Annotated in this window: 18 protein-coding genes; 11 read left to right on the top strand and 7 right to left on the bottom strand. The window is 47.8% G+C overall.

The features are described 5' to 3' along the window. Positions 1-38 precede the first annotated feature (38 nt). Positions 39-350 carry a hypothetical protein gene (locus BM082_RS22340; protein WP_017009721.1) on the bottom strand — a complete coding sequence of 104 codons (312 nt, stop codon included), beginning with the start codon at positions 348-350 and terminating at the stop codon, positions 39-41. Between the two features lie 329 nt (positions 351-679). Between BM082_RS22340 and BM082_RS22335 the strand changes: the two genes are divergently transcribed. Beyond that, the gene (locus BM082_RS22335; protein WP_017009722.1) at positions 680-943 is read left to right on the top strand and encodes a DUF1289 domain-containing protein; all 264 of its coding nucleotides are present in this window, start codon (positions 680-682) and stop codon (positions 941-943) included. A 67-nt stretch (positions 944-1,010) separates the two neighbouring features. Here the strand turns inward: BM082_RS22335 and rplY are convergent, their stop codons facing one another. The 3 genes from rplY to BM082_RS22320 form a co-directional block, all read right to left on the bottom strand. Beyond that, on the bottom strand, positions 1,011-1,289 hold the full coding sequence (rplY, locus tag BM082_RS22330) for a 50S ribosomal protein L25 (protein ID WP_017009723.1): 279 nt from the start codon (positions 1,287-1,289) through the stop codon (positions 1,011-1,013). 276 nt (positions 1,290-1,565) lie between these two features. Next, positions 1,566-3,353 carry a DNA repair helicase RadD gene (gene radD / locus BM082_RS22325; protein ID WP_017009724.1) on the bottom strand — a complete coding sequence of 596 codons (1,788 nt, stop codon included), beginning with the start codon at positions 3,351-3,353 and terminating at the stop codon, positions 1,566-1,568. 74 nt (positions 3,354-3,427) lie between these two features. Next, a complete protein-coding gene (locus BM082_RS22320) occupies positions 3,428-3,901 on the bottom strand; it encodes a GNAT family N-acetyltransferase (RefSeq protein WP_017009725.1) in 474 nt (157 codons plus the stop codon). 235 nt (positions 3,902-4,136) lie between these two features. On the opposite strand from BM082_RS22320, the gene rsuA reads away from it, so the two are divergent. The 3 genes from rsuA to BM082_RS22305 all read left to right on the top strand — a co-directional run bounded on the left by rsuA (position 4,137) and on the right by BM082_RS22305 (position 7,199). Continuing rightward, positions 4,137-4,838 carry a 16S rRNA pseudouridine(516) synthase RsuA gene (rsuA, locus tag BM082_RS22315; protein ID WP_026024564.1) on the top strand — a complete coding sequence of 234 codons (702 nt, stop codon included), beginning with the start codon at positions 4,137-4,139 and terminating at the stop codon, positions 4,836-4,838. A gap of 497 nt (positions 4,839-5,335) precedes the next feature. After that, a complete protein-coding gene (locus BM082_RS22310) occupies positions 5,336-6,535 on the top strand; it encodes a Bcr/CflA family multidrug efflux MFS transporter (RefSeq protein ID WP_017013497.1) in 1,200 nt (399 codons plus the stop codon). Positions 6,536-6,539: 4 nt separating this feature from the next. Continuing rightward, positions 6,540-7,199, top strand: coding sequence for a DUF2913 family protein (locus BM082_RS22305; protein WP_017009728.1), 660 nt, complete (start codon positions 6,540-6,542; stop codon positions 7,197-7,199). Between the two features lie 16 nt (positions 7,200-7,215). Here the strand turns inward: BM082_RS22305 and BM082_RS22300 are convergent, their stop codons facing one another. After that, on the bottom strand, positions 7,216-8,694 hold the full coding sequence (locus BM082_RS22300) for a DUF2867 domain-containing protein (RefSeq protein ID WP_017009729.1): 1,479 nt from the start codon (positions 8,692-8,694) through the stop codon (positions 7,216-7,218). A 461-nt stretch (positions 8,695-9,155) separates the two neighbouring features. Between BM082_RS22300 and BM082_RS22295 the strand changes: the two genes are divergently transcribed. Genes BM082_RS22295 through BM082_RS22285 form a run of 3 tightly spaced genes read left to right on the top strand, consistent with a single transcriptional unit; the run spans position 9,156 to position 13,388 of the window. Then, positions 9,156-9,827, top strand: coding sequence for an ABC transporter ATP-binding protein (locus BM082_RS22295; RefSeq protein WP_026024565.1), 672 nt, complete (start codon positions 9,156-9,158; stop codon positions 9,825-9,827). Beyond that, the gene (locus BM082_RS22290) at positions 9,808-12,270 is read left to right on the top strand and encodes an ABC transporter permease (protein ID WP_017009731.1); all 2,463 of its coding nucleotides are present in this window, start codon (positions 9,808-9,810) and stop codon (positions 12,268-12,270) included. Before BM082_RS22295 ends, BM082_RS22290 begins: the two co-directional genes overlap by 20 nt. After that, a complete protein-coding gene (locus BM082_RS22285) occupies positions 12,270-13,388 on the top strand; it encodes a lipocalin-like domain-containing protein (protein ID WP_017009732.1) in 1,119 nt (372 codons plus the stop codon). The genes BM082_RS22290 and BM082_RS22285 overlap by 1 nt, the downstream gene beginning before the upstream one ends. A 170-nt stretch (positions 13,389-13,558) precedes the next feature. Here the strand turns inward: BM082_RS22285 and BM082_RS22280 are convergent, their stop codons facing one another. Further along, a complete protein-coding gene (locus BM082_RS22280) occupies positions 13,559-15,061 on the bottom strand; it encodes a calcium-binding protein (RefSeq protein WP_017009733.1) in 1,503 nt (500 codons plus the stop codon). A gap of 706 nt (positions 15,062-15,767) precedes the next feature. On the opposite strand from BM082_RS22280, the gene BM082_RS22275 reads away from it, so the two are divergent. The 4 genes from BM082_RS22275 to BM082_RS25380 all read left to right on the top strand — a co-directional run bounded on the left by BM082_RS22275 (position 15,768) and on the right by BM082_RS25380 (position 18,304). Beyond that, positions 15,768-16,637, top strand: coding sequence for an aldo/keto reductase (locus tag BM082_RS22275; protein WP_017009734.1), 870 nt, complete (start codon positions 15,768-15,770; stop codon positions 16,635-16,637). A 146-nt stretch (positions 16,638-16,783) separates the two neighbouring features. Beyond that, positions 16,784-17,107, top strand: a complete 324-nt coding sequence (locus BM082_RS22270) for a hypothetical protein (RefSeq protein WP_017009735.1) — start codon at positions 16,784-16,786, stop codon at positions 17,105-17,107. Positions 17,108-17,175: 68 nt separating this feature from the next. Beyond that, positions 17,176-17,412 carry a putative periplasmic lipoprotein gene (locus BM082_RS22265; RefSeq protein WP_074928683.1) on the top strand — a complete coding sequence of 79 codons (237 nt, stop codon included), beginning with the start codon at positions 17,176-17,178 and terminating at the stop codon, positions 17,410-17,412. 451 nt (positions 17,413-17,863) lie between these two features. After that, complete coding sequence (locus tag BM082_RS25380) at positions 17,864-18,304, top strand: hypothetical protein (protein ID WP_244276074.1); 441 nt, start codon at positions 17,864-17,866, stop codon at positions 18,302-18,304. A 909-nt stretch (positions 18,305-19,213) separates the two neighbouring features. Here BM082_RS25380 and BM082_RS22240 read toward each other — a convergent pair. Then, on the bottom strand, positions 19,214-19,499 hold a 286-nt coding region (locus BM082_RS22240), incomplete at its 5' end, for a transposase (RefSeq protein ID WP_139218812.1).

Raw genomic sequence — 19,499 nt, 5'->3', positions numbered from 1 at the left:
CAATCCCGGCCTTTTTATTGCGAGTACGAAGTTTAGCGTTAGAAGAAATTCACACTTGATATCTGGGCTTTACTCGCGACAACAGGATCAAAGCAGATGGCACCGCGGTTTGGGGTACAGACTTTGAATACATCCCCACAATCATAAATCGCGATAACCACTTCATCTTCCGCACCAAAACAGCTTGGTAGCGGTTCACCCACATTGGCAGACACTTCTTGACCTTCATGAGACCAAGCTAGTTGGGCAATACGCTGATCGCTAACCGGCGCGTTAACATTCTTTGCAATGCTTGAATAAATAGATTCAGCGTGCTCTTGGGATTCGGCGGACGGTACAAAAAAAGACATAATTCCTCCTAAATAATGTTCTTCCCTGCGTCTTTAATGCAAATGAGTATGCTGCTTAAAGACAATAACCCAAAAGGTTATGTGGTAAAGCTAGCAAACTTAGACCTCTAAACGCAATCTTAATTTTCTACGCGAGAAAAGCGGTTATCACTAAAAAGATAGGCAAACATCAGGTGCTTACTGGCGTGAACAGGAATAGAAACCCAGAGACTGTTTGCTGTTTTTTTGTACATTAACAGCATGAAATTTGCTTTTCAGTGCAAAACTCGCTTGAATGAAAGCAGATTCATGTTAATCGCTGATTGAGCTTATTTAAGTAAGGAGTGCTTTTGGAGCAACTGGACTTTTTTAACGTACCCAGCCCGTGCATTGGCGTTTGCCAAGTGAACAACAAAGGGTATTGCAAAGGTTGCTTTCGAAGTAGGGAAGAGCGATTCCATTGGAACGATTTTAATGGGGAGCAGCGCCGTAACGTGGTGCGCCTATGTAAACAACGTTACCAGCGTATTCTGAGAGCGAAGCAAGCGCACGAAGCGCAACAAGAAGTGGAAGCTGAAAGCCCACAACGGTCTTTGTTTGGTGATGACGATTAACTGAACCACAAATCACAGATGAAAAAAAAGCGCCCATTGGGCGCTTTCTCTTTCAAGCTCAAAAGCATTAGATGCGGATGAAATCCATGTGCATAACTTTTGGCTTGAACGGGTGACGTTGGATGTCCTGAGGCTTAACGTTCACTTCTTGACCGTCGATTACTAGAGTAATCGCTTCGTAGAACTCAGGCTTGTCCATTTGGTTGATCACGATGTGGTGCTCAAGCGCGATTGCAACTGGAGCTGCTTCGCCACCGTAAATAACTGCTGGGAATTGATCAGCGTGACGCAGGCGGCGGCTCGCACCTTTACCCTGCTCAGTACGTACTACTGCATTGAATTTCATAATAAATACTCTTAAAAATAGAGAGTTATAAATAAGTATCTAACTTGCGACCAATCTAGATACCAAGTAAATCGAGCGCGGATACTACCACCCAGTCTTAGGAATAACAAGGGTATTAGGCGGTTCAGCGCTCTTTTTTCGCTTGAAACGAACTGTTTGGATAAAACCTGTACGTTCCTGTCTCTATTCAATAATTCAGCGCAATTGAGTCGGCGAGTTTTCTCAAAGCGCAGGTATCTCGTTATCTCATTTTGCTTTGGACTAAACCGTTTTCTATCAGCGTATGTTTTGTGCTTCTTTTTGGATCATTTCGTCCACCTCCTGTTGAGAAGCAAACTGTGTGAGATCGAAGATCTTGTCGCGGATTGCCCAAAAACGTCCGTTTTTACGTGCCACCACAAAATCGGGAAATCGCAATCTGTGTTCTGCATTCGCGACTTTCGAGGGCGCAGTGTCAGTAAACGGGCGGTGACGGTCAACCAAATGGGCGTTGATGAACTTGGCGAGAAACTCCTGCTTTTGACGCTTGGTTGAAAGCGGCCACACCTCGTGAATTTCCGCACCGTCGTGACCAACGTAGGTCACTTTGAGTTGAGGCTTATCGAATTTATTCTTGCCTGCCGTTAAACGCATGTCGGCACAGGCCATGATCATGGCATCTTTGAGCTTGAGTGCGTCTCTCAGCTTCTTATCAGGATCAACCAGGGCATGATCGCACTGATGACAACGCCGCGCTGCAATGTCATTGTCAGCGCCACATTCGCTACAGAACTTCGCACGGAAACGGTAGCCGCAGATTTCTCGCTCGCCTTCGTCATCCTCAAAAAAGCCTTGGCAACGACGCCCATAGTGTTCGATCAAGAAGCCATTGTTATCGAGCTTTCCCCAAAAGTTATTGTTAAACCCACACGCAGGGCAGGGAACCGTGACGATTTCGCTGTCGCTGTCAGGTTTAGGATCGCCAATCTCAGGCTGGTAAAGGTCGTAGACATTGCCAGCATAATCCAGAATCAAACAGTCTTCTTTGCCAGGGGATAGGCGCAAACCACGCCCTGCAATTTGCTGGTAAAGGCTGACAGACTCTGTTGGGCGCAAAATCGCGATGAGATCAACGTGGGGCGCATCAAACCCCGTGGTAAGCACAGAGACATTCACCAAGTATTTCAACTCGCGACGTTTGAAGCGCTGGATGATGCTATCTCGCTCATCTTGCGGTGTGTCACCAATGACCAAGGCAGAATCTTTTTCGGGCAGTAACGTAAGAATTTCCTGTGCGTGCTTCACCGTTGCGGCGAACACCATGACACCATGACGATCTTTTGCGTAATCGAGCACCTGCGTCACGATTTGTGGGGTAGCACGAGGGGCATTTTCGATCACGCGGTCGAGATCTGCTTCTTTATAAAAACCGGTCGTCGACGCTTTCAGTGATGAAAAGTCATAGCTGAGAACGGGCGCATCCAGTACTTTTGCTTCAGTCAGGAAGCCTTCATCTAGCAAAAAGCGAATCGGTAATTCAAAAATACAGTCTTTAAAGAAACGCGGCTTTTCACTGCGCACACGCCCAGCGGTATGGAATTGATAAATCCAGCCTAAGCCAAGGCGGTAGGGTGTTGCTGTCAGCCCGAGTACTTTAATACCTGCATTCACTGATTGAAGGTGTGAGATGACCTTCCGATAGCTGCTTTCTTCGTTATCAGGAACACGGTGGCATTCATCAATAACAAGCAGTGAGAACTCTTCTTTGAACGCATCAAGGTTGCGCACCATCGATTGCACCGAGGCGAACACGACTTTGTCATCGCTTTCTTTACGGCCTAACCCCGCTGAAAAGATCCCGCCTTTAAGTCCGTACCCTTCGTATTTCTCGTGGTTCTGCTCCACCAACTCCTTTACATGCGCTAACACCAGCACCCTGCCTCGCGCCAGTTTCGCCAACTCAGCGATCACCAAGCTTTTACCCGCACCCGTCGGCAATACAGCGACAGCGGGCGTGGAATTTTTTCTAAAATAGTGAACAACCGCTTTTACGGCGTCAGATTGGTAGGGGCGAAGGGTATACATGGGATCAAAAAGGCAGCCAAGATTGGCTGCCAGTGTAACGACGCGTCGTGTGAAAGGCTAGGAATTAGCGAGAGTTATGTCTTCACGTTGAGGCGTTTAGACATGATGCAATGTTGCCTTCTCGGCATGTAGTCAAACTGCTCATAAAACTCGCGTGCGCCGCTATTACCAATGTTCACTTCTAGAATGATCGATTGGCAGTGATTTTTTGCCGCATGCTCTTCAAGGGTGGGAAGAACGTGAGACCCCACACCTTGGCGGCGCCATTCTTGTGTGAGAAAGATCTGGTCAATGACCGCGATCTGCCCACCGAGCTCGACGCTGAAGCTGTAGCAAACAACAACGAATCCGATGATTTCGTTTGTACCGTCACTGTCTAAATTAATTAGAAATACATCGCCGTGCGTCGGGTGTGAAAGCAAATAGTTAAAGGCAGACGTCACGTGTTCAACATCGAAAGAAAGTGCTTCATGATCATGAAGTTCTTTTGAGAGCGCTAAGAGGCTCGGCATTGAATCGATGGAAGGCGATTGCAGCGATACGTTCATAAATTCTTCCCTGATCAATAAGTTAAAAGGCAACTGATTATAATCAAAAATTGGGAGACACAGGATTAGACTGTAGTGGAACTGTTAAGTTCGGCACCTCTTAGTTATAGGAAGGGGAAAAGCAGAGCGCAATTTCATTCGTGTTTAAAAAATCTCAATGCTGTTTTCACTGTACCTTTGCTGGTGACTTCCTATAATGCGCCTTTCGAGTACAAAGCGGACTATAAAAATCATGATTAGGCTAGACAAATTTCTTTGTGAAACTGTGGGTGTAACCCGAACCCAAGCAGCACGACTCCTCAAAGAAAAACGTATCACGCTTGACGGAAACATCGTTAAAAGTGGTGCCATCAAAATTGCTGAAGATGCAGACGTTGAATTTGATGGTGCGGCGTTGAAATTGTCAGGGCCACGCTATTTCATGATGAACAAGCCTGAAGGGTATGTGTGTTCACATGAAGACGCGAGCAATCCTACTGTTTTTGTTTTACTCGAAGAAGTGAACGCAGAAAAACTACACATTGCAGGTCGTTTAGACTGCGACACAACAGGCCTACTGCTTCTGACTGATGATGGTCAATGGTCGCACCGTGTGACATCGCCCAAACACAAATGCGACAAGACTTACCGAGTTTGGTTGGACGATCCGATCGAGGACGACGTTGCAGAACAATTTGCTGAGGGCGTTATGTTGCGCGGTGAAGACGCAGAAACCTTACCCGCACAAATGACGGTCGTTGGCGAAAAAGAAGTGCTGCTGACTATCCATGAAGGTAAGTACCACCAAGTAAAACGCATGTTTGCCGCTGTGGGTAATAGAGTCGTGGGCTTACACCGTGAAACCGTGGGCGCGCTTGTGTTAGATGAAGCGCTTGAGCCTGGTGAGTATCGTTTACTGACAGCAGACGAAGTCGCGCAGTTTATGCCATCAAAGTGAGCACGCGTGCTTAACTCTGTATAGCGGCGATGTTGGCCCGCTACATCAAGTTTAAGCATCACCATTGAGCATTGCGATTAGACACTGCCGCACTGGTGTTGAAAAAAGCGCTACAGATGATCCCATTTGTGGCGCTTTTTGATCGTGGTGCCGTTCTGCGATAGCCGCGATAGCTTCGATAGCCTCGATAGCCTCGATAGCCTCGATCTTGCAGCTTCAGGTTGTTTGGACACTGAGATTCAATGCACCTCCTCCTCATCATTCTTGATAAGAATGATTGAGTGGTGTGATTGTCTTTTGTACAAACGATGCCTAATGGCGGAGATATATTGATTTTATTGACGATTATTCTGCTTTCTCTCGTTAAATAAGAAAGTCATCATTTCCTCAAGAGAAACAATCATAGTGCTATTATGTGACGAATGCAGTGGTCTGGCTTTTCTCGCCAACAGCGCTTGCCTGTGTTCTCTTTTACTTATTTCTTTTCTAAGGCCTACATGACAACAAATGCGATTAATCCGCCAGCGCAACAGCTGACGTTTCTTTTGATACTCGTGTTGGGTGCGATTGCAGCCCTCACGCCGCTCGCCATTGATATGTACTTGCCCGCCATGCCAGAAATCGCCCGTGATTTGATGGCGACCCCAGGGCAAGTGCAGCGCACACTGGCGGCATACACCGCGGGCTTTGCGATTGGTCAGCTCATCCATGGGCCTATCTCTGACAGCTATGGTCGTAGACCTGTGTTGATTGGCGGTGTTGCTTTATTCTTCGTGGGTGCCATCGTCAGTGCATTGGCGAATGACATTGAAACGCTGACCTATGTACGTGCTGCGCAAGGTTTCTGTGGTGCTGCGGCTGCAGTGGTTATTCAAGCTTTGGTTCGCGATATGTTTGATCGTGAAGAATTTGCGCGAACCATGTCGTTCATCACCCTTGTTATGACGGTGGCACCGCTTGCGGCGCCAATGATGGGCGGTTATTTGGCCGTTTGGTTCGGTTGGCGCTCTATCTTCTGGTTGCTAGCGGGTTTCGCTGTGCTGGTCTTCATACTGATTATTGCTTTGATTCCTGAAACGCTGGCGATGGAAAAACGTCCACCGTTGAGAATCGGTTCCACATTACGTAACTACCTCAAGATCCTGCGTTCTCGCTCCGCAGTGGGTTACATCTTTGCATCTGGTTTTTCATTCGCAGGAATGTTCTCGTTCCTGACGGCGGGTTCGTTTGTTTATATCGATTACTACGGGGTAAGCACAGAAAATTTCGGTTACTTGTTTGGCTTAAACGTCGTCTGCTTGATCGTCATGACGTCTATCAATGGCAAATTTGTTCGTCGCGTGGGTAGCGAGAACATGTTGAAAATTGGTCTGCTGATCCAATTGTGTGCAGGTATCGCTTTGATGGTGGCGCAGTTCCTTGATTTGGGGCTTTGGGGAACGGTGATCCCTGTGATGTTCTTCATCGGTACCATTTCTATTGTTGGCAGTAACGCGATGGCGTGTGTGTTAAGCGCATATCCAGAGCTGGCGGGCACTACATCATCATTGGCAGGTACAATGAGGTTTGGTACTGGCACCTTAGTTGGTGGTATAGTCGCGGCCATTCCGGTGCACTCAGCATGGCCTATGACAGGCGCAATGACTGGATGTGCCATTCTCTCCGCCCTCTTTTATTGGGGCTTAGCGAAAAAGTAAGAACATGAGCTACGTAGAAGATATTAAATTGCTCGTCGATACGGCGATGACAGAACTGCAAGACGCGAAAAACAATGGGAAAGTGCAAGCGAACCCAAACAGCGAAGAATCGTTTCTTTGTCGTTGGGTTGCACAGGCGGGCAAGAAGCAGCGCTTCAATCCCTCAGTGACGCCAAACATGACGGAATGGGTTCAACAAGGCCGCAGTATGGGCAAAAATGCCCACATTAAGAGCCGAATGGCGCATATTTCCGCTGTTTATCACCATCAATTCCCCGTCGGCGACGAACATGCTGCCATCACGCGTGAGCAATTTGATGCGCTTGTGACGTCACTGGAAGACGCTGATTGGATGGTACACACCGAGCATGAAATTACGCGCAAAGTGCGTGTGCTGTCTGAGGGTCAATCTTCTTTCGCTGTGTGTGCCAAAGCATTGGCTGCCAGCTTTAACGAAGCGGGTGAATTGACCAAATCGTTGAGCTTGTATGTGCGTGGTCAAGAAGCGGGTTTTGTTGAACTGCTGCTTTCACATGGTTTGTTGGTGACGAAAGTGACAGATTACAAATCCATTGTGAAATACCATGGCGAATACAAAATCTGGCCACACAATCGTGCAACAAGCTTGGTGGTGTTGCCTGAAAGCTTAAAGCCTGCCAGTTAACGAAAAACCTCTGCATTTATGAGTGGCGTGAAGGACGAATGTCTTTCGCGCCACTTTTTTTTGCGAGCGCAAAAGCCATTCCGCGGAAGATAAAGAGGTGCGCAGGCATCATGGCAAACCAATAAAGTAGCCCTCTAAACCCCGCAGGGTGCCACCACGCACAAATTTCCAGCGTTCGATAATCACCGTGATCCTCAATGGAAAACTCTAGACGACCCAATCCGGGCGCTTTCATGCCGAACAAGAGTGAAAGGAAGCGGTTGTCTTCACATTGAATGACTTTCCAACTGTCGATGTAATCACCTACCGACAAGGTTTCGCTGTTTGGGCGTCGTTTTTTCAGCGCATCACCGCCAATGGCTGCGTCCATGTAAGCGCGGGTTGTCCAAAGCGCATTGCCAAAGAAATAGCCTTCTTCGCCGCCGACCTTTTGAATCATGGCCCACAGCGATTCAATAGACGCATCCGTGTCGACGTTATATCCGGCTTTTTTGGGGTAGTAACCATAGCTTTTGTGCCAACGCGCCAATGCATCAGGGTCATAGCCCCAGATGTCGTTTTTAACGACATCGCTTTCTTGTGCAAGCGCGGATTCAACCGCGTGCTCAAAAGAAATATCAGGCAATGGCATGATGTCAGACAGTGGAGAGGCTCCCGATGTGCTCCGGTTTGCGGGGATCAAGTCATGGTTGAGCCCTTGAATTAACGCCCGTGCAATGGGCTTTGGTACCGAAGTAACAAGCGACAGCCATGCCGCTGAAATGCGCGGTGTCAGCCAAGGCATTTTGATGATCCAAATGCGCTTGTTAATAACACGAGCAAAACGGCGCATTTGTCCTTCATAACTGATGGCTTCTGGTCCAATAGCATCAAAAACAGGGGAGCCTTCAATGGGATGTGAAATGAGCCGGGATAAATACTCCAGCATGGTGTCGAGCGCAACAGGGCAGGATTTTGAAGTGACGGATGCCGGCGTGGTGATCACGGGAATGTTCATGACGATGTCGCGCATCACTTCAAAAGCCGCCGATCCTGAACCGACAATGATCCCCGCACGTACTTCGATCACTTGCTTACCCGATTCTCGCAAGATGTTTCCTGTCGCTTTTCTTGCGGAAAGGTGCAAAGACTCTTCACCTTCAGGCTGCGTCGCACCGAGGTAAATCACCCGCGACACCTCACTTTTATTGAGTTCGCGAGAGATATGATGAGCGATATCGAGCTCGTATTGGTAAAAGTCATTGCCCGATGCCATGCCATGCACAAGGTAGAACACAGTAGAAATGTCATGAAGGAGGGATTGTAAATTACCTTCGTCTTTAAGGTTCAGTGTGGTGAGTTCGACATGTGGATGGGCATGCCAGGGTTGTTTCTGGAGCTTCGACAGTGAACGTCCTGTGGCGGTGACATGGAATCCCATGCTGAGCAATCGCGGGACAAGATGGCTACCGACATAGCCGGTCGCCCCAATCACCAATATTTTTTTAAGTTCCATGCTATGCCGCCTGTGACTGATCCACATCTATACCCAAGCAATCAACTGCGTGTTTGTTATGCCTGCATTTGTCGGTTGTTTGCGTAGAGATGATTTGCGAATCGAATTTCGTTTGTTGATGAATATTAAAGCGATTGTATATAAATCCAAGGAAAGTGATGCATTGATGGGAGATAATGGCATACCTTATTAGAACTTCCTGCTACATATCGGATTTGAGCCAGAAAAGCATACACTCAGTGTTAATATTAAGACAAATTCGTCGAGACAAATTACGCTTTCACCTAGTCTTATAGTCAGTGGCTTACGTAAAGATTACGTCAATTTTTAATTCGAGCCCTGTAAAAATGTGCGCTTTATTCAAATATCTTTCTTGGCGTTCAATATTGCTGTAAATTGCTTCACCAGCCGAGGAAGACGAACTGAATTGGCGAATGTGTGTAATCTTGAGAGGGGAAATGATGTTAGAACTGATGGGGCTTTGCAAAGGTTACGTCGACGGGGGAGAGTTTCACCCTGTCTTGCAAGGTGCAGAACTAACATTAACAAAAAGTGACCAAGTTGCCTTGATGGGCGAGAGTGGTTCAGGCAAAAGTACCTTGCTGAACCTAATTGGTGGTCTTGACAACCCTGATTCCGGAGAAATCTGGGTCGACGGTACGGCACTTCATGCATTACCAGAGCGCGAGCGCACGCGTTTTCGTCGCCATTCCATTGGCATGGTGTTCCAACAATTTAATCTCCTTCCAACACTGACCGTTGCCGATAACATCCGTTTTTGCCGCCAGCTCAAAGGGCTTTATGAAGACGAAAGCCTCTGGCGACAAATCATGTCTGCGTTAGATCTTATGCCATTGTTAGGTCGATACCCTGAAGAGATTTCTGGCGGGCAACAGCAGCGTGCTGCCATTGCACGTGCACTCTACATGGAGCCTAAAATTTTATTGGCTGATGAGCCGACGGGTAGCCTTGATGAACGCAATGCAGACGCAGTAATGCGCCTGTTGACCACGCTCACCACTGCCTTGGACTGTTCATTGCTGGTGGTCACGCACAGTGAAAAAGTGGCGGATTACTTAGGCCACTGTGTATCGCTACAAGGGGGCGTACTGAATGTCCGTGCCCGTCGCTAAAGCCCTTTTCGGTCACTATCGCCGACATCCGTTTCAAGTATTGCTGGTTTGGCTTGGCCTAACCTTAGGTGTTGCGCTTCTAGTTGGCGTTATGTCGATCAACCAACACGCACAAGACAGCTACCAAAAAGGTGCAAACCTTTTCACCAATCCTTTTCCCTATGTGCTTCACCACCGTGAACGCGGCGCACGCATTGACGAATCAACGTACATTTCGATGCGTCGTAGCGGCTACAACCAGTGTGTGCCTATTGATCTGTTCCGCACGCGCACTGCCGATGGCCGCGATATTCAATTGATGGGTGTCGATACGGTGGCAATGTTCGCCTTTAATGCGGCAAACCCGACTTCTCAGTATCAAGAAGAAAGGCCTTTCGTTGATGGCTATGGCACGCAATGGGTCAGTGCTGAACTTGCAAACCACTTTGGTTGGCGAGAAGGACAAATGCTTTCGTTAGAAGGCGGTCAACAGATTGGTCCATTGAAGCTACTTGATGGCTCACGTATTGGTGCAGGTACGCGCTTGTTTGGCGATATGTCGGTCATTCGTGGTTTGTCTGACCACGATGGCTTTGCGCTTGTCTACTGCGGCGAAATGAGCAAAGAAGATCGAGAAACATTACGCAGCATCTTGCCTTCTACAGTGACGTTGTCACGTACGGAAACTGCGCAACTCGGGCCGCTTACTCGCGCGTTCCACTTAAACTTATTTGCGATGGGCATGCTGGCGTTCGTTGTTGGCTTGTTCATTTTCTACCAAGCGATTTCTTTGTCTATGGCACAGCGCCAGCCACTTGTAGGTATCATGCGTGAATTGGGCGTAGGCCGTAAATCATTGGCCGTGGTTGTTTCTATCGAAATGCTGATATGGCTTTTGCTGGGGTTAGTCGGGGGCAATGTCACTGGCCTATTGCTTGCGCAAAAGCTGATGCCAACAGTCGCGACGACCTTGAGCGACCTCTACGGCGCGAACGTTGACCTAACACTGCAGTGGCAATGGGAGTGGGGGCTTTATAGTTTCTTACTTGGCGTGTGTGGTTTTGTCCTTGCTTCTGGTTGGCCGCTTTACCGATTACTGACTACACCGCCTGCGCGTTTGTCTAAACGCATGTCCTTGGTTCGCTTTTCGGGACGTGAGTTCAGTTGGCAAGCCTTAGTCGCCTCGATCTTCTTGGTTGTCGCTGTGCTGGTTTACATCGCACCACAAAGCCAGACCCAAGGCTTCACCTTGATTGCGCTCATTTTGATCGGTGGTGGTTTACTGTTGCCGTTCATGATGTGGAAAGCTTTTCTATTGGTATCAGACCGTGTGAAGTCCGCCCGTATGCGTTGGTTCTTGTCTGATGCATCAGCCAGCTTGACCTACCGTGGCATCGCCGCAATGGCATTTATGATGGCCATCGCGACGAACATCGGCATGGAAACCATGGTCGGCAGTTTTAGAACCACAACGGAAGGATGGCTGCAACAACGCTTAGCCGCTGATATTTATATTCAGCCGGATAAAGAAATTGCTGCTGATCTCTCTTCTTGGCTAGAAGAGCAAGAGGGTGTTCAACAAAGTTTGGTGCAATGGCGCAATGACATAGAGACCGCGCAGGGCACCATTGAGGTTTATACCATCGGCACAAGCCGTGAAGAGCGTGAAGCACTCGCACTGAAAGTGACCATGCCGGATTACTGGAGCTATCTGCACCGCGATAACAACATGTTGATTAGCGAGTCGCTGGCGCTCAAATTTGATTTACAGCCGGGTGAAACCATCAATTTACCCGAGCCATTTGGCGCTTCGTGGAAAGTCGCGGGTGTCTATTTCGACTATGGGAACCCGTATAGTCAGGTCATGATTTCGAATCGTTCTGATTTAATACCTTGGATGCAAGAGCAGGGCCGTGTTGGTGTGGCTGCCTTGTTAGAAGAGGGTATGAATGACGAACAATTGGTGTCGCGACTTCGTGATCAATTTGGCCTGCAAGAAACGCAAGTGAGTAATCAGGCCGATATTTTAGACCGTGCCATGCGGATCTTTGATCGCACCTTCTTGGTGACGGATACCTTGTGTACGCTTACGCTGATTATTGCAATATGTGGGCTGTTTTTCTCGACCTTAGCGACTGAGTTATCGCGTCAGCGTCAGTATGCGTTGCTTCGTTATATGGGCATTTCAGGCCGAGAGTTGGCATTTCTGGGGGGCGGGCAGTTGATGATGATTGGCTTGTTCTCAGCCTTGTTTGCCTTGCCGCTGGGTTTGATGATTGCTGAAGTGTTGATCAACATTGTACTGAAATACTCTTTTGGCTGGACGATGTCGGTGTCCTATTTCCCGATGAGCTATCTCATTACGCTTGGTGGCTCGTTGCTCACTCTCTTATTGGCAGGGTGCTGGCCTGTGTGGCGCTTGATTAAACGTTCTGCCGTTTTGTCTTTGAGGGATGCACAATAATGCTTCGTTCAGATAAACCAACCTCGGCGATGGTCAAGATCATTGGTTGGAGTGCGATCACGCTGTTGTGTTTTGTCGCGTTGTTTGGCTCTGTCCTGTTTCATCACTCAGAGCCTGAACGCGGTGCGGTTGAAATGTTATTGGCAAGCAGTGACGAAGGCTTTGACCAAGTTACGCCAGACAAAGCATTGGTGTTTCCTGATGACTATGGCGTTCACGACCGTTTTCGTCAGGAGTGGTGGTACATCACTGCGAACCTATCGGATAAGAATGGCCAGCAATACGGTGTGCAGTGGACCTTGTTTCGAAGCGCCATGTCGCCAGAGAGAAAAGAAGGCTGGAACGACAACCATATCTACATGGCACACTTTGTCGTGACGTCTGCTAACGAAACGTATTACGCAGAGCGCTTTGCTCGGTCTGGGATTGGCCAAGCTGGTGTGACGCTGTCACCTTTTGAAGCGTGGATTGATAATTGGAGTTGGTCTTCAAAAGGGGATTTACCGTTTCCAGCCATGCTGAAAGCTGAGCATCAGAACGTGGGCATTGACCTGAATATGACGTCCAAGAAGCCCGAAATCCTGCAAGGTGAAGAAGGCTACAGCCAAAAGCATGCCACTCAAAGCGTCGCTTCGTATTATTTCAGTGTTCCTCGCATCGAGATGTCGGGTACGCTCACCATTGATGGTCAAACCATCGAAGTGTCCGGCCTTGGTTGGATGGACAGAGAATGGAGCACAAAAGCCCTTAGCGATGATCAGAGAGGCTGGGATTGGTTTTCTCTGCAGCTCAATGACGGTCGCTCATTGATGTTGGCGCAAGTGCGCAGTGAGGCTGGGCCACATCGATTTGGTGCGTTAATTAGTGAAGACGGTATATCGCGTACGCTGGCATCAGAAGAGATCACTATGATGCCGACATCGTTTTCGAAGATGGGCGAGGGGCGTTACGTTCCAACACAATGGCAGGTGTCCGTAGCCAGTGAAGACATCGCTTTGACCACAGAGCCTCTGAATCATGACAATTGGCTGCCTTTCATGTTCCCTTACTGGGAGGGGCCGATTGAATTTGAAGGTTCGCATTCCGGTGTGGGCTTTATGGAAGCAACGGGCTACTGAACAGACACTAACGGTATCAGCAGACACAAAAACGGAGGCAAAAGCCTCCGTTTTTTTTATGCCTCTTTGCTGCCTCAATATATTCATATATCAATAAATCAATAAATCAATAAATCAATAAATCAATAAATCAATATACCGTTATGAGAGAGCACGAAGTCGCAGGTTGATTAAACGAAATCAAACATGCTTGAATCAAGATCAGACGCCGTAAACTTATCCAAAACAATCTTGGTGTTCGCGTTATCGAACGTCATGATCGTATCTTCACCAGACTGACGAATGTTGATGTCACCCAGCTTGGTCGCCAACGTTTTCTGAATTTGAATAGTATCCAGATTCTGTTGGAAATCGAGAATGATGTCGTTTTCGCTGCTGTTGTTGAAGAAGAAGATATCTGAACCACCGCCACCGGTTAAGATGTCACGGCCCATGCCACCGTCGATAAAGTCATTACCGCCACCGCCATCAATGCGATCTAGACCGTCGTGGCCAAAGATCTTATCGTTACCGGCTTCGCCCCATACCTTGTCGTTACCCAAGCCTGCGCGAATAAAGTCGTTACCTGACCAGCCGTAAAGCAGATCGTCACCCGTGTGGCCATCGATGTAATCGTTACCCAAACCGCCATAGATTTTGTCATTGCCTTCAAGGCCAATCAGTCGGTCATCGCCTTCTTCACCCAAAATGGTATCGTTACCCGAACCGCCATTCACGAAGTCGTTACCCAAGCCACCGCTCAAGTAATCATTACCGGCACCGCCATAAACGTCATCATCGTTATCACGTCCGTAGATCTCATCGTTACCGAGACCGCCGTGCACTTCATCGTTGCCTAAACCAGCGTTGATGTAATCATCGCCTTCGTTACCGTGGATAAAGTCGTTACCTTGACCTGCGAAGACGACGTCATCGCCAGTCTCGCCATAAATGGTGTCGTTACCGTTGTAGCCGTATAGGGTGTCATCACCGTCGTTACCGTTGATGACATCATTGCCTTCGCCACCATCAATGTAATCGTCACCTGCTTGACCAAACAACTCATCATCACCGTCGTTGCCGAAGATTCTGTCGTCGTCCTCTTGGCCAAATGCCGTGTCGTTACCGGCGCCGCCATTAAGAATATCGGCACCTGTGCCACCACGCAGGGCATCATCACCGTCGCCGCCGTTCAGGGTGTCGTTACCTGCATCACCCCACAGCACATCATTGCCTTTGTCGCCGTTCAATGTGTCGTTGCCATCATTGCCAAACAATACATCGTTGTCAGCGCCGCCATGAAGGGTATCGTTACCATCACCGCCAAGCAGACGATCTACGCCCGCGCCACCGAAAAGGGTGTCATCACCTTCGTTACCGAATAGACGGTCATCACCATTGCCACCGTAAAGGAAATCAACGCCAAGGCCACCTTCCACACGATCATCGCCGTCATCGCCGTAGAGGAAGTCGTTACCAAAGCCACCTCGTACCCAGTCGTCACCCGTGCCACCACGAACTTCATCATCATTGTCGCCACCGATAACGGTGTCATTACCCGCACCACCATCAACAAAATCGGTGTCGCCGTCAGCGCGAATAAAGTCGTCGCCGCCATACCCATAAATTTCGTCCGCACCCGGGGTGCCGATCAGCGTGTCATTCCCATTTGTGCCTTGAATAATATTGGCCATTTTATCTTCCGTATTCTTATAGGTTTCAGATCGTATAAATACACAGACATTACTGTGATTGCGTGTCCGGCAAGATTTGCTAAAGCGAAGAAAGCGCTTGCCGCACTGCAGAGTCATGATGCCATTTGAACGGAAAAAATTTCTCTCACAGACGAAACACCTACAAGATGTGCGGTCAATTGGTTACGTTTACATCAATGGCATTCATTAATTTATCATCGGTTTATCATTCTTTTATTTGTGGGCATTTGTGGTAGTTGAAGCCGTTGGGATGATATTTCTTCCAAAATAACGCGAATATACGATTCAAAAACAAGAATCGAAATGACGACACACATATTGATCAAGATGCATATTGTATTTGGAAATATTCTGACACATTCAGTTCAAAATTTGATGAAACTGAAACCTGATGCTTTTCTCAGGTTTACATGAGTAATGTCTAAAATAATGCCGCGTGTATGCATATCAACACGCCAAAAGGACATGAAAACGTCATGAGTCAGTGACACTGAATTGCGTCTCTCTGAGAAAAAATGTGTGATCTTGCACGGCTAAAAGACTGAGGTTTTTATGAATACGAATCAGGATCATTGTTGTACATACCCAGCCTGACTATGGTTAACCAATGAATTAACAATAATGCAACATTGTCAGCGCGCGCGGGCATGTTCGCTTGGTTACACAGACAGAGATAGGTGAATTCATGCTCCCAGTGATTTTAGGCACCGCGAAATTTGGCACCTACACAGACAAAGCCCATAGCTTTGACGTGCTAAACCAGTTCATCGCATTGGGAGGGAATCGCATTGATACCGCGAACAATTACGCCTGCTGGCACCCAGATGGAAAAGGAGGAGAAAGCGAAGCCATTCTCGGAGAGTGGATTGCAGAGCAGAACAGAGCCAGCATCGAGGTCATGACCAAAATCGGCGCGCAATCTGTCGATGGGTTTACTTACGATCAACTGGATGGGTTAGCGCCAGACAACATACTGAGATCCATAGATGAAAGCCTAACGCGCCTGCAAACCGATCATGTGGACGTGTTGTATGCGCATGTGGATGATTTACATACACCGCTAGTCGACACATGGAAAACACTTTCAACCTTGGTTGAGCAGGGCATTGTTAAGCGCTTGGGGATTTCTAATTACCATGAGCCACGCGTTCTTGAATTAATGAACGTGATCAATGAAAACAACCTCGCCCCTGTGTCACACGCCCAATACCGCTATTCCTTACTTTCCCCAAATATCACCGCGAACTTTTCACCGCAGGTTGTGATGAGTGAGCATCTCTTTGGTGTGTTGAAACATCTTGATGTAAGGCCTGAGATCATCGGATATAGCCCATTACTTGATGGTGCATTTGAAGACTCTGCCGATGAACTGCCCGAAATGTACGATAACCTCTTAAACTGCATGCTCGTCGAACAACTGCAAGAACAAGCGAATGCAATGGGAATGACCACATCAGCTTGGGTTCTCAAAGTGATCCACGACTATGGCGTCACACCTGTCACCGCTGCCTCTCACCCCGATAGATTGAAGAGTAATCTCTCTGCCTTTCTCTAAAATTACGCGTCGCACAAAACTAAGTGTCTAAAAAGTGACCTTGCATTGGCTGATTGGGTATACATCATAGGTTTAGCTTGTGCTAACGTAGTGGGTGTAAAGTTTGAAACTGTTGTAACCCTTAACCAAAACATGGATACATTTGAATGATTAAGCCAATGGTTACCATCGGGCTGGTTTCTTTGCTTGCCGCGTGTTCATCCGCGCCAGATCCTATGGATGAGCGAATTGAAGCCGCCATTAAACTTTGTCAAAGTGACAGCGCAAAGGCCTTTTCCAATACTGTTGATGGGCTACGCGTCATGTGTCACAGCGGCAGTTCGTACATTATTCGTGGCGACATCTCGTTGGATAAGATCGTAGAGCTTGACCGTGTTTACTGCTCAAGCATGGGGATCCGAGATTTCGTATCCACGAAAGATGAAGAGATTAAGCTGTCTTGTAACGATGGCTCCAATTACGTTCTATAATGCTCTGTTCTATCGAATGACTAAGCAAACAGCATTTTAAAACCAATTATTAAAAAGCGAGCACAACAATGAAAAAACTACTTATATCGCTGTTCTCCGTTGTCGTCATGGCGAGCTGTTCATCCCTAGAAACGGCAGAATCCATGCCTAACCCCGATCAACGCGTTGTCGATAATCGCCTAAACATCTCAACCGATCTGAACGCAACCTACTGCGAAGGGAAAGGCTTTGAAAAATACCTAGAACGTGAGAAATATTATACCTTTACCTGTAAAGATGGTGCTTTCTTCAATATTGCGAAGTAAATAGCCCACTTTAATGTTGATTCTAAAAGGCGCTGGCATCTGTCGGCGTTTTTTCGTTTTTAAAGAGAGGTTAGTGCTCTTATCTAACTGAATTATATGAATGGTGCCTAAGTTAAAATTTGGTTTTTCTCTCATGTTTTTCTGTATATGCAGGTCGAAGATTGTCACTTTTGGATTGTTGGTAGATATTCCCGCCCACTTGCTCAAAAGGCTTTCTCCAAAATCCCTCCAAAACTTTCCCTCCAAAACTACAGCGATTTCTGGGTGAATAGCCACCTTTCTTTGTGGACGCATACTTGGTCGATAAATGGAGAAGGTAACGACTGACCACACCAGAAGCGCAGCATTGCTCAATGATCTCCCCTAAGGACATGCTAATGAGCGGGTTGGCGAGCCAGAGCGGGGACGCGAGTCTGGTTCTGCCTCCGCTTTTATTAACGCTGACGAGCAGATGACCGTCTTTGACGTAAGCGAACCTCAGTTCACACAAGTTTTGCCGTCTAATGCCGTTCAACTCGCGCCAATGTCAGCACATTCGCTATCAAAGACACCTCACAATCCAAACAGGAACGCCAAGTATTTGCGAATCACTGGAGGTAATCGCTATGCGCCATTACACCTGGAAATCAACGCGATGTCTCACGAGTTGTCTCAACATGGATACGACAGTTATTTGCGTCACATGAAAGCGCGTACCTCACTCAAAACGGATGACATTGTTCGCATGATGGTTAAAGCCGCAGGCCTTACCGCGATTCAGGTTCGAAAATGGAAAAAGGACGGTATTGCCAACAAAGCATGCGCGAAGGCGCAGTGTAAATTGGCCGAGCGCCAAGGTGTTTGCTTTGGGGTTCACATGCTCTTGCCAACGAAGGCTGTCTGTCAGCAATGACTAGAGCATGACCGTCATAACTTCAGCGGTCGATAGAGTGAGGTACGTATGAACGGGGAATACATGGGCGTTGCAGTATGGGTATTCATTGTCATCACCGCTTACTTGTTGTGGTTAGGCTCTGACATGCGCAAAGACGATGAGCGTGATCATTGGGATGATTGATGATGTAACTGGCTCTAATCAAAACACAAGGCCGGGCGCTGGTCCCATTAAACGAAGCTAACAAAGCGCTGCTGGACAAAAAACGTATTGGCACCCAAAAGCAAACCCTACTTGAGTTCGCGAATGGCTTTCTTGATGTTGTCGCGAACCAACGTGCGTCTTTGGCCGTCGAGAAACGTTTCGAAACATAGCAACGTGGCCGAGCAGCTGGTTGCAGTGATAGAGAAGCGCAAACAATGGATCGCTGACGAACGACAGCGGTTAGAGGCATACGCAAAAGCCCAGGCAAAAAAGAGCTGTCAGTGCCCGAAGTGCGGGGGAACGGGCGTGTGACGCTTAAGGCGGATGATGTTCGAAAGCATTTGCGGCAGACGGGGATTTCGCAGGTGAGTGGTAGCGTGTGGAGTAGGGAGCTAGAGGGTTTGTTTGAAAGGGTGTTGATGAGGGTGTATTGGGAAGAGAGCGAGATGAGTCGGGTGTTTGGGGATTGCCTATTGAATGAGAATGTTCAATAGGCGGGTAACTGGCCTAAGTTACTTTTGGACAGAAGTCAGTTAGAGTTGGCACTCTAAACTGTTATGTTGGGATAACTAAAACTATGGCGACGCTCGTCCTGACAAAAGTGACGGGGTGGTTCCTTCATCTGCTCATCCGAGCAATTTACTGAATAAATAGGCGTCGGGCTTGTTCAATACCCGAATAAAGTGTCGGCTGAGCCTGTAACAGATTCTGTGTAACTGCCATTTAGTTAATATGCTTTTCGAGGCATTCCCCGAACTCGATAATAAATCGACTCATCGCCTGACGCCAGTTTCGAATCGGCATCGTCCATTTCTTGCTGGCGTCCTTGATGGCCAGGTAAACCATCTTCCTTGCCGCATCATCACTTGGGAATACTTTTCGCTTTTTGATAGCCCTACGGATAACGCTGTTGAGCGATTCAATCGCATTGGTGGTGTATATCGCTTTGCGAATATCATCAGGATAATTGAATAACGTATTAAGGTTTTCCCAGTGATTGCGCCACGAT

The organism is Enterovibrio norvegicus DSM 15893 (assembly GCF_900115495.1).
Taxonomy (GTDB): Bacteria; Pseudomonadota; Gammaproteobacteria; order Enterobacterales; family Vibrionaceae; genus Enterovibrio; species Enterovibrio norvegicus.
The sequence above is the reverse complement of the archived record's forward strand: the minus strand, read 5'-3'. Positions and strand labels throughout refer to the sequence as shown.